Origin of the sequence: Pseudomonas nitroreducens (assembly GCF_024170165.1) — a bacterium.
Taxonomy (GTDB): Bacteria; Pseudomonadota; Gammaproteobacteria; order Pseudomonadales; family Pseudomonadaceae; genus Pseudomonas; species Pseudomonas nitroreducens_C.
Genome location: NZ_JALJXP010000004.1, coordinates 354418 through 367436, shown reverse-complemented (window position 1 = coordinate 367436; position 13019 = coordinate 354418). Strand labels below are relative to the sequence as shown.

Here is a 13019-nt window from a genome sequence, read left to right as displayed (position 1 = left end):
TAGAAATGTTCGCGAGCAAGCTCGCTCCTACAGGTCCCTGCGACTCCTGCAGGATTCCGCCCGCTAATTTGCTACTCTCCGCCGCCATGAACCGGACTCTCTATACCCTGCTGTTCCACCTCGGCCTGCCGCTGGTCGCGCTGCGCCTGTTCCTGCGTTCACGCAAGGCGCCCGCCTACGCCCAGCGCGTCGGCGAACGCTTCGCCCTCGGCCTGCCGGCGCTCAAACCCGGTGGTATCTGGGTGCATGCGGTTTCGGTGGGCGAGAGCATCGCCGCCGCGCCGATGATCCGCGCGCTGATGCAGCGCCATCCCGGCCTGCCGATCACCGTCACCTGCATGACGCCCACCGGCTCCGAGCGCATCCGCGCGCTGTTCGGCGACCAGGTGCAACACTGCTACCTGCCCTACGACCTGCCCTGGGCTGCGGCGCGCTTCCTCGACCGCGCGCGGCCGGTGCTGGGCGTGATCATGGAAACCGAGCTGTGGCCGAACCATATCCACCAGTGCGCCAAGCGCGGCATTCCGGTGGCGCTGGCCAATGCGCGACTGTCCGAACGCTCGGCGCGAGGCTATGCGCGCTTCGCCGGGCTGACCCGGCCGATGCTCGAAGCGATGAGCTGGATCGCCGTGCAGACCGCGGCCGAAGCCGAGCGCTTCCGCCAGCTCGGCGCGCGCCCGGACTGCGTGAGCGTGACCGGTTCGATCAAGTTCGACCTGACCATCGATCCCGAACTGCTGCGGCGCGCCGATGACCTTCGCGGCCAATGGCAGGCGCAGCAGCGGCCGGTCTGGATCGCCGCGAGCACCCATGCCGGCGAAGACGAGATCGTCCTGGCCGCCCATCGCCAGTTGCTGGAGAAGCACCCGGAGGCGCTGCTGATCCTGGTGCCCCGCCACCCGGAACGCTTCAACCCGATGTTCGAGCTGTGCAGCCGCGAAGGCTTCCGCACCCAGCGGCGTTCGACTGGCGAACGAGTGACGGCAGATACCCAGGTGCTGCTGGGCGACACCATGGGCGAGTTGCTGTTCCTCTATGCGCTGGCAGATGTTGCCTTCGTCGGCGGCAGCCTGGTGCCCAACGGCGGGCACAACCTGCTGGAGCCGGCGGCGCTGGGCAAGCCGGTGCTGTCCGGTCCACACGACTTCAATTTCCTGGAGATCGCCGCGCAACTGCGCGAGGTTGGTGCACTGCGCGAAGTGGCCGATGCGCCTTCGCTGGCGGTGGCCGTGGCGGCCCTTTGGGACGAGCCGGCTGCGGCTGCGCGGATGGCCGAGGCAGGATTGGGCGTGATGAAGGCCAATCAGGGCGCGCTGGAGCGGTTGCTCGACGGGCTGGGGCGGTTGATCAAGGGCTGATCGGGCTTCGGAGCTGGGGGATTTACCCTCTCCCTAACCCTCTCCCTGAAGGGAGAGGGGACTGATTCGGCGCGACATGACAATTCTGAGCCAGTCGGCTGACTCGGCGTCCTCCTACAACGCCGAACGGCTCCCTCTCCCTTCAGGGAGTGGGCTGGGGAGAGGGGACGTTGTGCGGTGCTTGGCGCTGGCAGGTTCGCGAGCAAGGACTGGGCGTCCCCCTCGGTCCTACAAGAGCGGAAGCCCCTCAGAACGTCGGCGGCGTAATCACCCAGAGCACCACCGCGTCCACCTCGCCGGGATTCCCGTAGCGGTGCGGCTCCTGGCTGGAGTAGCTGAAGCTGTCGCCTTCGGTGAGCAGGAAATGCCGCTCGCCCACCCAGAGCTCGAAGGTGCCGCTGAGCAGGTAGCCGGCTTCCTCGCCGTCATGGCTGTAGCTCTGCTGGCTGTAGGTGCCGGGCGGAAACTTCGAGTGGAGGATTTCCAGTTGGCGGCTCGGCTGCGGGCTGAGCAGTTCGTCGACGATGCCGTCTTCGTAATGCACGCTGGTGCGGGCGTTGCGCCGCACCACGTAGCCGGCGTCGGCCGGGTCGACCTGCACTTCGCTGGCGAAGAACCACTGGATGGTCACGCCCAGGCTGCGGGCGATGTTGAACAGTGCCGGGATCGACGGGTAGGCCAGGTTGCGTTCCAGCTGGCTGATGTAGCCGGCGGTCAGCCCGCTCTGCTCGGCCAGCTCCGCCAGGGTCATGCCGCGCCGCTTGCGCAGGCCGCGGATGCGGGTGCCGAGGAACTGCGCTTCGGCGTTGGCGGGGGCTTCCTGCGGGGCTTTGCGGCTCATGCGGCGAGGGTCCTGGCGATTGGCGTCGTGAGGCATTCTAAACAATGCGCCGGGTCCTTTGTTTCTTCATTGGGAACCCTGGGGCATCCCAGGCTCTGCTCGTCGTAGGATGGGTGGAGCGCAGCGATACCCATGCTGCCGCTGCTCGGGCATTGATGGGTATCGCTGCGCTCCACGCCATCCTACTCAGGCGCAAGACGGGAAAATTCGAGCGGCGTCGTACAACCGCACGTCAGATTGCCCAACCGGCCTTGAGCCCTTCGTAGATTGCTTCTTCGGCTGTACGCGGCGCCAGGCAGTCGCCGATGCGGCGCACCTCGGCGAGGTCGGCGATTTCGTCGGCCAGCTCGTCCACCGGCTGGTGGCCCTGGCAGAGCACCAGGGTGTCGATGTTTTCCACCAGCATCGGCTCGCCGCTGGCGGTGTGCTGCAGGTAGACGGTGCTGTCGTCGACGCCGTACAGGCGGGCGTAAGGGGTGATGGTGATGCCCAGGCGGTGCAGCTCGCCGGCCATGTGGTCGCGTACGTAAAGCGGCAGGCTCTCGCCGGCGTGGGTGCCGTTCACCGCCAGGTGGACCTGGTGGCCGTCGCGTACCAGGCGCTCGGCGATGCCGGGGGCTATCCAGTCGGCGCGCCAGTCGGTGACCAGCACCGAGCGACCCAGCTTCACTTCGCCGCGCAGCACCTGCCAGGCGTCCACCACCTGCAGTTCGCCGGCTTCTTCGTAGGGCGGGCGATAGGGTTTGGCGCCGGTGGCGACTATCACTACGTCGGGGCGTTCCTGCTCGACCAGCGCTCGGTCGACGCGGGTGTTGCGCCGCACTTCGACGCCGGCCAGCTGCATCTCGCGTTGCAGGTTGGTGGAGGCGCCGCCGAACTCCGCGCGGCGCGGCAGCAGCTGGGCGAGGTTGACCTGCCCACCCAGCTGGGCGCTGGCTTCGCAAAGGGTGACTTCGTGGCCGCGCTGCGCTGCGACGGCAGCCGCCTTCATGCCCGCCGGCCCGCCGCCAACCACCAGCACGCGCTTGCGCTGGGTGGCCATCTTGCGTTCGGCGTAGATCAGCTCGCGGCCGGTTTCCGGGTGCTGGATACAGGAGATCGGGTAGCCGCGGTGGAAGTGGCCGATGCACGCCTGGTTGCAGGCGATGCAGGCGCGCACGTCCTCGACGCGGCCGCTTTCGGTCTTGCCCGGCATCTGCGGGTCGCAGATCAGCGCGCGGGTCATGCCGCACACGTCGGCCTGGCCGCGGGCGAGGATCAGCTCGGCTTCCTGCGGCTGGTTGATGCGCCCGGTGACGAACAGCGGAATCTCCAGGTTGCGCTTGAAGGTGCCGGCCTCGTTGGCCAGGTAGGCCGCTTCGACGGCCATCGGCGGGACGATGTGGATGGCGCCGCCCAGCGATGCCGAGGTGCCGGCGACGATGTGCACGTAGTCCAGCGAGTTCTGCAGGCCTTTGACGCCCTGCAGCGATTCGTCTTCGGTGAGGCCTTCCGGGTCGCGCTCATCGGCGGAGATGCGCAGGCCGATGATGAAGTTTTCGTCGGTGGCGGCGCGCACGGCGGCGATCACTTCGCGGGTGAAGCGCAGGCGCGCGTCGAGGTCGCCGTTGTAGCCGTCGCTGCGGCGGTTCACCCGTGGGTTGAGGAACTGCGCCGGCAGGTAACCGTGGCTGGCGACCACTTCCACACCATCGATGCCGGCGGCATGCAGGCGCCGTGCAGCGTCGGCGTAGCCCTGGACGATCTCGTCGATCATTGCCTGGCTCAGCTCGCGGGGCATCACCCGGAAGCGTTCGTTGGGCGAGGCGGACGGCGCGTAGGCGACAGCCAGCAGGCCGTCGCTGGATTCCATGATCTCCCGGCCGGGGTGGAATACCTGGGACAGCACCACGGTGCCTTCGGCGTGGCACGCCTCGGCGATGCGCCGGTAACCGGGGATGCATTCGTCATCGGTGGCCATCAGCACGTGGGAGGTGTAGCGGGCGCTGTCGTGGACGCCCGCGACCTGCAGCACGATCAGGCCGACGCCGCCCTTGGCGCGGGCGGTGTGGTAGGCCACCAGCTGGTCGTTGACCAGGTTGTCGGTGGGCATCGAGGTGTCGTGCCCGGTGGACATGATGCGGTTCTTCAGCGCCTTGCCGCGGATGCGCAGCGGGCTGAACAGGTGGGGAAACTGGCTCATCGGGCAACTCCGGATTCTTGTTGTGGTGCAGCGGGTAGTGCGGTGTCGACGCGCCGGCCGTGTCGGGCAGCCGGCGAGTGGTCTCAGGCGTTGCGCGCCTGCCAGTCCACCGGGTAGAGCGCATAGAACACGCAGGCTTTCTCGCCTTCGTAGGCCAGCGGGGTGCGTTCGGGGACCCAGATCACGTCGCCCGGCCTGGCGTCGATCACCTGATCGGCCAGGCGCAGGCGGAAGTTGCCTTCCAGCACCACGATCAGCTCGTCGTAGAGCACGGTCCATTCGATGGATACGCCGTCGAAACGGGCCAGGCCGGCGCCCATGGTCTCGCTGTCCGCCGGGCCGATCAGCCGGCAGATGGCGGCGCGCTCGGGGTCTTGGCCAGCGTAGGGCTGGAACTGCAGGGCGGATTGCTGGAAGTGACGGACCTGGGACACGGCGGCTTCTCCTGGCTGGAAAATGTTGTTTAAGTTCTTCCTATGGAAATTTACCGCTAGTAAAAAATCAACTTGTTTTTTTAAAAGTGACTGGGTAGTTTCGATAGCGCACCCGGAGTACTCCGGGGCAACCGCGACGTGCTCCACAACAACTACAAGAGGAGAGGCGCATGAACCGTCCCGTACGGTCCCCCCTCGCCTGGCGGGTCCACCCGCTGGCAATCGATTTCGCTCTGCCCTGCCTTCCTTGCAACGTTGTTTCGGCGCGCCCGTCCAGCGTGTGCGTGGCCATCCCGGCTGCGCCCATGGCCAACTACGACTGGGGGTATGCTCGATGACTTTCCACCGCAACACCTGCCACAAGCGCTCCTTCCTGAAGACCGCCGTCTCGCCGCTGCTGCTCGCCCTCGGGCTGAGCTGCGCTGCCGCCCAGGCTGCCGAGAACATGGTGGTGGTCGGCTACGGCGGCACCGGCCAGAAGGCCCAGGATGCGGCCTTCTTCCAGCCTTTCAGCAAGCAGTCCGGGGTCGGGGTGACCCAGACCGAATACAACGGCGAAATGGCCCGCATCAAGGTAATGGCCGACACCGGCCATGCCGACTGGGACGTGGTGCAGATCGAGGGGCCGGATCTGGCCCGTGGCTGCGACGAAGGCCTGTTCGTGCCGCTGGACTGGCAGCAGATCGGCAACAAGGACCAGCTGATCCCCAACGCCGCCAAGGACTGCGGCTCGGCCGCGCTGGTCTGGGGCGTGGCCATCGCCTACGACGCCGACAAGCTCAAGCCGGCGCCGCAGTCCTGGGCGGATTTCTGGGACGTGAAGAAATTCCCCGGCAAGCGCGGCCTGCGCAAGCGCGCGATCTACAACCTGGAGTTCGCCCTGATGGCCGACGGCGTGAAGCCCGCGGACGTCTACAAGGAGCTGGGCACCAAGGCCGGGGTCGACCGCGCCTTCGCCAAGCTCGACCAGATCAAGCCCTACGTGCAGTGGTGGGAGGCCGGCGCGCAACCGCCGCAGTGGCTGGCCGCGGGTGACGTGGTGATGACCACCACCTACACCGGACGCATCGCCGATGCCTTCAAGGCCGGGCGCAACCTGCAGCTGGTCTGGCCGGGCAGCCTGTACGGCATGGACTACTGGGCGATCATCAAGGGCTCCACGCACGTCGATGCGGCGAAGCGCTTCATCGCCTTCGCCAATGGCGCCGATGCGCAGGTCGACTACGTGAAGCACATTGCGTATGGTCCGACCAACACGCAGGCCGCCGAACGCCTGCCAGCCGACCTCGCTGGCTGGGTGCCGACCTCGAAGCAGAACCTGCCCGTGGGCCTGGCGATGGATGACGAGTTCTGGGTTGACCACGGCGAGGAGCTGGAAGAGCGCTTCAACGCCTGGGCTGCACAATGACCGGGATGTGACCGTGGCGCCGGGGCAGATGCCCCGGCGCCTTTTGCCTTGAGGAGGAGAGCACCATGACGTCGCTGCAGGCGCCGGCCCCGAGCCGCGCCACCTGTTCGCCCGAAGAATGGAAACTGCGCGAGGAGCTGGCGGCCTGTTACCGCCTGATCGCGCACTACCGCATGACCGACCTGATCTTCACCCACATCTCGGTGCGCATCCCCGGTCCCGAACACCATTTCCTGATCAACCCCTACGGCCTGATGTTCGACGAGATCACCGCGTCGAGCCTGGTGAAGATCGACCTGTCCGGCCATGCGGTGGAGCCGTCGCCATACAAGGTCAACCCGGCCGGCTTCGTCATCCACAGCGCCATCCATGGCGCCCGGGAGGACGCGCAGTGCGTGCTGCACACCCACACTCGCGCCGGTTGCGCGGTGGCGGCGCAGGCCTGTGGATTGCTGCCGCTGAACCAGATCTCCCTGGAGTTCTACGGACGCCTCGGCTACCACGACTATGAAGGCATCGCCCTGTCGATGGACGAGCAGGAGCGCCTGGTGCGCGACCTGGGCGACCACTACGGCCTGATGCTGCGCAACCATGGCCTGCTGACCGTGGGGCAGACGGTGCAGCAGGCGTTCCTGCGCATGTACTACCTGGAGAAGGCCTGCGACATCCAGCTGGCAGCCCAGGCGGGCGGCGAACTGGTGATTCCACCGGAGGAGGTGTGCCGTCACACCGAGCAACAGTTCAACGCCCCGGCGCGGCCGCTGGCGGAAGGGGAGTTGAGCGATCCGGATGGTTACGACCTGGCCTGGTCGGCGCTGCTGCGCATGCTCGACCGGGTGTCGCCGGGGTATCGGGACTGACGGGCGCTTTCGGCCCGCGCTCCGACGCTCCCTGTAGGAGCGGGCCATGTCCGCGATCGCGCGCAGGGCGCGCTCCTACAGGCCGGTTCCGTCGCCGTGCCTTGCGTAGGAGCGGACCTTGTCCGCGAAATCCCGCGCGGCGTAATCCGCAGGCCTCGGCGGAGCGCGAACTTCTAGGCTGGTAGGAAGCGTAGGGCGTACAACCGTATGCGGTTGTACGCCGATGGTTTGAGGTCGGGGTGCTACCTTGCCTTCCTGTCGGGCGTTCAGCGTCGCTTCGATGCGCGCCCGGACTTTCTGTTTCGCCCCCTCGGGCGACCCACTTTGGAAAGACCCAAAGTAGGCAAAGGTCTTGCCCCTCCATCCGGTTTTTCGCCTAGGCGAAAAATTCCCTCGTTGAAACGAAGTTTCAGGGGCACGCCGCGAAGGGCCATCCCTGGCCCATCGTGGCTCTCGCGACATCCATGTCGCTCAACCCCTGAAACTCCGCTTCAACGAGGCCTCCTGAAAGGGGCCGTTCGGAGTGTGCGGGTGTTTCGCTGGAAGTCTCTGAAGAGCCAGAACTAGCGCAGGGCAGAGGTCAGAGCGATGTGCCGTCTGTAATCGGCACCAAAGAAAAAGCCCCGCATCGCGGGGCTTTTTCGTGGGGCTGGCTCAGTACTTCGCGCCGGCCTTGAGCTGCGCCTCGGCGGCCTTGGCCAGGTCCGGCGGGAGGAAGTCCTTGTCCGGGTTGTAGTCCGGCTTCAGGTAGGTGCCCAGGGCCTCCAGGTCGCTCGGCGCGAGGGTGCCGGCGGTCTGCTTGAGGCTCAGGTTGTCGAGGATGTAGTCGTAGCGGGTGTTGTTGTAGTCGCGCACCGAGTTGTACAGAGAACGCTGGGCATCCAGTACGTCGACGATGTTGCGGGTACCGACCTGGTAACCGATCTCGGTGGCTTCCAGCGAGCTCTGGTTGGAGATGATCGCCTGGCGCCGCGCCTTCACCTGCTCCACGTCGGTATTCACCGCGCGGTGCTGGTTGCGGGCGTCCTGGACCACCTGGCGGCGCTGGCTTTCGCGCAGCTGTTCGCTCTGGTTCAGGCGCTGGTAGGCCTCGCGCACCTGGGAACTGGTGAGGCCGCCGCTGTAGATCGGCACGTTGAGTTGCAGGCCGATGCTGGTCTGGTCGACGTACTTGCCATAGTGCGGGTCGCCCGGCGCGCCGGTGTTGGTGAAGCCCAGGGCGTCGTTGTCGCCCTTCTGGTACTGAGCCACGGCGTCGAGGGTCGGCAGGTGGCCGGCCTTGCGCTGGCGCAGAGTCTCTTCGGCGGCGTCGACCGCGTAGTTGCTGGCCTGCAGGCGCAGGTTCTGCTGGACCGAGGTGTCCACCCAGGCCTTGGCGTCGTTGGGCATCGGGGCCACTACCGGCAGCGAGTGGAGGATACCCTCGATGGAGCTGTACTCGCGGTTGGTCAGGGTCACCAGGGCCTGGAAGGCGTCATCCACCTGCTGCTCGGCCACCAGGCGGTTGGCCCGCGAGGTGTCGTAGCTGGCCTGGGACTCGAGCACGTCGGTCTTGTCGGAAAGGCCGACGTCGAAGCGTTCGTTGGACTGGTCGAGCTGGCGCTTGAATGCCGCTTCCTCGGCCTTGCTGGCGGCCAGGTTGTCCTGGGCGCGGAGCACGCCGAAGTAGGTCTGGGCAGTCTGCAGGATCAACTGCTGCTGCGTCGCGGAGAATTCCAGCTGGGCCTGTTCGGTGGTGTTTTCCGCGGCCTTGAGCTGGAACCAGCGGTCCGCGCGGAACAGCGGCTGGCTCAGGCTCGCCTGCACCAGCTGGCTATTGCGGTTCAGCGTGGCACTGGGCGTATCCAGTGCGGTGCGGGTGTTGCCCGTGCTGGCGCCGGCGTTGATCTGCGGCAGCAGGCCGGAGCGCGCCTGGGGCACGGCTTCCTTGCGCGCCAGGTAATCGGCCTGGGCGGCGGCGAGGTCGGCGTTGTTGTCGACGGCATCCTTGTAAACGTTGATCAGGTCCGTCTTGGTGGGCAGCGAGGGAGCGGCCGGAGCGGGCTGTGCAGCCCAGGCAAAGCCTGTCGTTGCGGCTACAGCGACAGCCAGAGAGAGTCTGCGCAGCATTCGTTCGTCCTGGAAAGTGATGCGAGGTGGGGCAAGGCTACGGTCGCGGCCGATGGCGGTCAAGGCACGTTCGTACGAGCCTTCCGAGGCAGGAGTGTAGCCGTGTGTAGGCAAATGCGCGTTTTCGGCCAGGCGGCGTTGGCTTATCCACGCGCACTTGATTAGACTGCGGGCGTTCTTGTCGGGGTGCCCCATTGCGAGGGGCTGAGATCGGATAGTTCCGGATCCCGTTGAACCTGATCGGGTTAGCACCCGCGTAGGGAACAAGAAGTACGCATCCCGCGGCGCATTCCGCCCCGGCCCCAGCCCTTCCCGGGATGCGTCCCTTCGCTGCAGCAAGCAGCTCCTCTCGTCCCAGGTTCTCCCCGGCAATCAACCCCAGGAGAGCCAGGATGAGCACCCAGAAAAACAACGTCACCCGCCTTGAACAGCTGGACCGTCAGTCGACCCAGCCCTTTCCGAATTCGAAAAAGGTCTACCTGACCGGCTCGCGCCCGGACATCCGTGTCCCCGTGCGGGAAATCTCCCTCGCCGATACCCCGACCGCCTTCGGTGGCGAGCAGAACGCCCCGGTGATGGTCTACGACACCTCCGGCCCCTACACCGATCCGGACGTGCGCATCGACCTGCGCAAGGGCCTGCCGGATGTGCGCTCGCGCTGGATCGACGAACGCGGCGACACGGAAATCCTTCCCGGCCTGACCTCCGAGTTCGGCCAGTCGCGCCTGGCCGACGCCAGCCTCGACGCCCTGCGCTTCGCCCACGTGCGTACCCCGCGCCGCGCCAAGGCCGGCGGCAACGTCACGCAGATGCACTACGCGCGCCAGGGCATCATCACCCCGGAGATGGAATACATCGCCATCCGCGAGAACATGAAACTGCAGGAAGCCCGCGCCGCCGGCCTGCTGGACGCCCAGCATCCGGGCCAGAGCTTCGGCGCCAGCATTCCCAAGGAAATCACCCCCGAGTTCGTCCGCGAGGAAGTGGCCCGCGGCCGCGCGATCATCCCGGCGAACATCAACCACATCGAACTGGAACCGATGATCATCGGCCGCAACTTCCTGGTGAAGGTCAACGGCAACATCGGCAACAGCGCGCTGGGTTCCTCCATCGAGGAAGAAGTGGAGAAGCTCACCTGGGGCATCCGCTGGGGCGCCGACACGGTGATGGACCTGTCCACCGGCAAGCACATCCACGAGACCCGCGAGTGGATCCTGCGCAACAGCCCGGTGCCCATCGGCACCGTGCCGATCTACCAGGCGCTGGAGAAGGTCAACGGCGTCGCCGAAGACCTGACCTGGGAAATCTTCCGCGACACCCTGATCGAACAGGCCGAGCAGGGCGTGGACTACTTCACCATCCACGCCGGCGTGCTGCTGCGCTACGTGCCGCTGACCGCCAAGCGCGTCACTGGCATCGTCTCCCGTGGCGGCTCGATCATGGCCAAGTGGTGCCTGGCCCACCACCAGGAGAATTTCCTCTACACCCACTTCGAGGAAATCTGCCAGATCATGAAGGCCTATGACGTCAGCTTCTCGCTGGGTGACGGCCTGCGTCCGGGCTCGGTGGCCGATGCCAACGACGCCGCACAGTTCGGCGAGCTGGAGACCCTCGGCGAGCTGACCCGCATCGCCTGGAAGCACGACGTCCAGGTGCTGATCGAAGGCCCCGGCCACGTGCCGATGCACCTGATCAAGGAGAACATGGACAAGCAGCTGGAGTGCTGCGACGAGGCGCCGTTCTACACCCTCGGCCCGCTGACCACCGACATCGCGCCGGGCTACGACCACATCACCTCGGGCATCGGCGCGGCGATGATCGGCTGGTTCGGTTGCGCCATGCTCTGCTACGTCACGCCCAAGGAGCACCTGGGCCTGCCGAACAAGGATGATGTGAAGACCGGCATCATCACCTACAAGATCGCCGCGCACGCCGCCGACCTCGCCAAGGGCCATCCCGGCGCGCAGATCCGCGACAACGCGCTGTCCAAGGCGCGCTTCGAGTTCCGCTGGGAAGACCAGTTCAACCTCGGCCTGGACCCGGACACCGCCCGCGCCTTCCACGACGAGACCCTGCCCAAGGACTCGGCCAAGGTGGCGCACTTCTGCTCCATGTGCGGGCCGAAGTTCTGCTCCATGAAGATCACCCAGGAAGTCCGCGACTACGCCAAGGTGAATGGCCTGACCGACGAGCAGAAGGCCATCGAGGCCGGCTTCCAGGAACAGGCCGCGCGCTTCAAGGACGAAGGCTCGGTGATCTACAAACAGGTGTGACCGGCGACACCCTGTAGGAGCGAGCTTGCTCGCGAACAGCCTCGCGACGGGGTTCATTCGCGAGCAAGCTCGCTCCTACGAAAAACAACAAAATCCAACCTTCGAGCCCTGCACGCATCGTGACCACTACCGCCATCGACTATTCACCGACTTCCGCCGTGGGCAGCGCCCAGCGCGTGCTCGGTCTGCGCGACCTGTTCTCCCTCTGGTTCTCCCTGGGCATCGGCCTCATGGTGCTGCAGACTGGCGCCCTGCTGGCGCCGGGCCTGGGCCTGGCCGGCGCGCTGGGCGCGATCCTGCTCGGCACCCTGGTCGGCGTGCTGCTGCTGGCCAGCGCCGGGGTGATCGGCACCGACACCGGCCTGTCCGCCATGGCCTCGCTCAAGCTCAGCCTGGGCAGCCACGGCGCCGCACTGCCGGCGCTGCTGAACCTGCTGCAGCTGATCGGCTGGGGCGCCTTCGAGATCATCGTCATGCGCGACGCCGCCAGCCTGCTGGCGACCCGCGCCTTCGGCGAAGGCAGCCTGTGGACCAACCCGGCCCTCTGGACCCTGGTGTTCGGTGCGCTGGCGACCCTGCTGGCGGTTGCCGGCCCGCTTGCCTTCGTGCGCAAGGTGCTGCGCCGCTGGGGCATCTGGCTGCTGCTCGCCGCGTGCATCTGGCTGACCTTCGACCTGTTCAAGCGCGCCGATCTGGCCGCGCTCTGGGCCAAGGCCGGTGACGGTTCGCTGTCCTTCGCCGTGGGCTTCGACATCGCCATCGCCATGCCGCTGTCATGGCTGCCGCTGATCGCCGACTACTCGCGCTTCGGCAAGCGCGCCGGGCAGACCTTCACCGGCGCGGCGCTGGGCTTCTTCATCGGCTGCTTCTGGCTGATGGGGCTGGGCGTGGCCTATACCCTGGCGTTCGCCCAGGGCAGCGATGCCAATGCGCTGCTGCTGGCGCTGGCCGGCGCCGGTATGGGCATCCCGCTGCTGCTGATCCTGCTGGACGAGTCGGAGAAGGCCTTCGCCGACATCCACTCGGCGGCGGTGTCCAGCGGCATCCTGCTGCCGCTCAAGGTCGAGCTGCTGGCCCTGGCTATCGGCGTGATCTGCACCCTGATCGCCTGGTTCGCGCCGCTTGCGCAGTACCAGAACTTCCTGCTGCTGATCGGCTCGGTGTTCGCCCCGCTGTTCGGCGTGGTGCTGATCGACCACTTCGTCCTCCGCCGCCGCGCGCCGGCCGCAATTCCCCATGGTCTGCGCTGGGGCTCGCTGCTGGCCTGGGGCGGTGGCGTGGTGGTGTATCACCTGCTGGCGAATTACCAGCCTGACCTGGGCGCGACCCTGCCGGCGCTGGTGGTGGCGGGTGTGCTGCAGCTGCTGCTGGGGCGGGTTGGCACGAAGGTACCGGCTGCGGCGTGATGCTGTTCGCGGGCATGGCCCGCTCCTACAAAAGCTGAGCCATTACTCCACGGCCAACTGTAGGAGCGGGCCATGCCCGCGACCGGGAACGCTCCTGAGCAGCCGGTGAATCGCGGGCGAATCCGCGATGGCTCTCTGGCTTGTCAGA

9 protein-coding genes and 1 riboswitch are annotated in these 13019 nt (G+C 66.7%); of the genes, 5 read left to right on the top strand and 4 right to left on the bottom strand.

Translation table 11 applies throughout. The features are described from left to right. The first annotated feature begins 86 nt into the window (after nt 1–86). Entirely contained in the window at nt 87–1358 is a 1272-nt protein-coding gene (gene waaA / locus J2T47_RS11035) for a lipid IV(A) 3-deoxy-D-manno-octulosonic acid transferase (RefSeq protein WP_253445959.1), read from the top strand. Nucleotides 1359–1605: 247 nt separating this feature from the next. Here waaA and J2T47_RS11030 read toward each other — a convergent pair whose 3' ends face one another. From J2T47_RS11030 to J2T47_RS29330, 3 genes are all read right to left on the bottom strand, one after another. Further along, nucleotides 1606–2199: a helix-turn-helix domain-containing protein gene (locus J2T47_RS11030; protein ID WP_253445956.1), complete on the bottom strand. Its 594-nt coding sequence runs from the start codon at nt 2197–2199 to the stop codon at nt 1606–1608. A 232-nt stretch (nt 2200–2431) separates the two neighbouring features. Then, nucleotides 2432–4381, bottom strand: coding sequence for an FAD-dependent oxidoreductase (locus J2T47_RS11025; RefSeq protein WP_253445953.1), 1950 nt, complete (start codon nt 4379–4381; stop codon nt 2432–2434). Nucleotides 4382–4464: 83 nt separating this feature from the next. Next, a complete protein-coding gene (locus tag J2T47_RS29330) occupies nt 4465–4815 on the bottom strand; it encodes an AraC family ligand binding domain-containing protein (protein WP_253445950.1) in 351 nt (116 codons plus the stop codon). A gap of 334 nt (nt 4816–5149) precedes the next feature. On the opposite strand from J2T47_RS29330, the gene J2T47_RS11015 reads away from it, so the two are divergent. Together J2T47_RS11015 and J2T47_RS11010 are read left to right on the top strand one after the other, a co-directional pair. After that, nucleotides 5150–6223, top strand: coding sequence for an ABC transporter substrate-binding protein (locus J2T47_RS11015; RefSeq protein ID WP_253445947.1), 1074 nt, complete (start codon nt 5150–5152; stop codon nt 6221–6223). 65 nt (nt 6224–6288) lie between these two features. Further along, nucleotides 6289–7083 carry a class II aldolase/adducin family protein gene (locus tag J2T47_RS11010; protein WP_253445944.1) on the top strand — a complete coding sequence of 265 codons (795 nt, stop codon included), beginning with the start codon at nt 6289–6291 and terminating at the stop codon, nt 7081–7083. Nucleotides 7084–7737: 654 nt separating this feature from the next. Here J2T47_RS11010 and J2T47_RS11005 read toward each other — a convergent pair. Continuing rightward, nucleotides 7738–9192, bottom strand: coding sequence for a TolC family outer membrane protein (locus J2T47_RS11005; protein ID WP_253445941.1), 1455 nt, complete (start codon nt 9190–9192; stop codon nt 7738–7740). A gap of 172 nt (nt 9193–9364) precedes the next feature. Then, a riboswitch (TPP riboswitch) is annotated at nt 9365–9472 on the top strand. A gap of 112 nt (nt 9473–9584) precedes the next feature. Here J2T47_RS11005 and thiC point away from each other — a divergent pair. Both thiC and cytX read left to right on the top strand, forming a co-directional pair. Then, nucleotides 9585–11465 (top strand): phosphomethylpyrimidine synthase ThiC, encoded by a 1881-nt coding sequence (gene thiC / locus J2T47_RS11000; RefSeq protein ID WP_253445939.1) that lies wholly within the window; start codon nt 9585–9587, stop codon nt 11463–11465. 119 nt (nt 11466–11584) lie between these two features. After that, nucleotides 11585–12871 (top strand): putative hydroxymethylpyrimidine transporter CytX, encoded by a 1287-nt coding sequence (cytX, locus tag J2T47_RS10995; RefSeq protein WP_253445936.1) that lies wholly within the window; start codon nt 11585–11587, stop codon nt 12869–12871. The last annotated feature ends 148 nt before the right edge of the window (nt 12872–13019 follow it).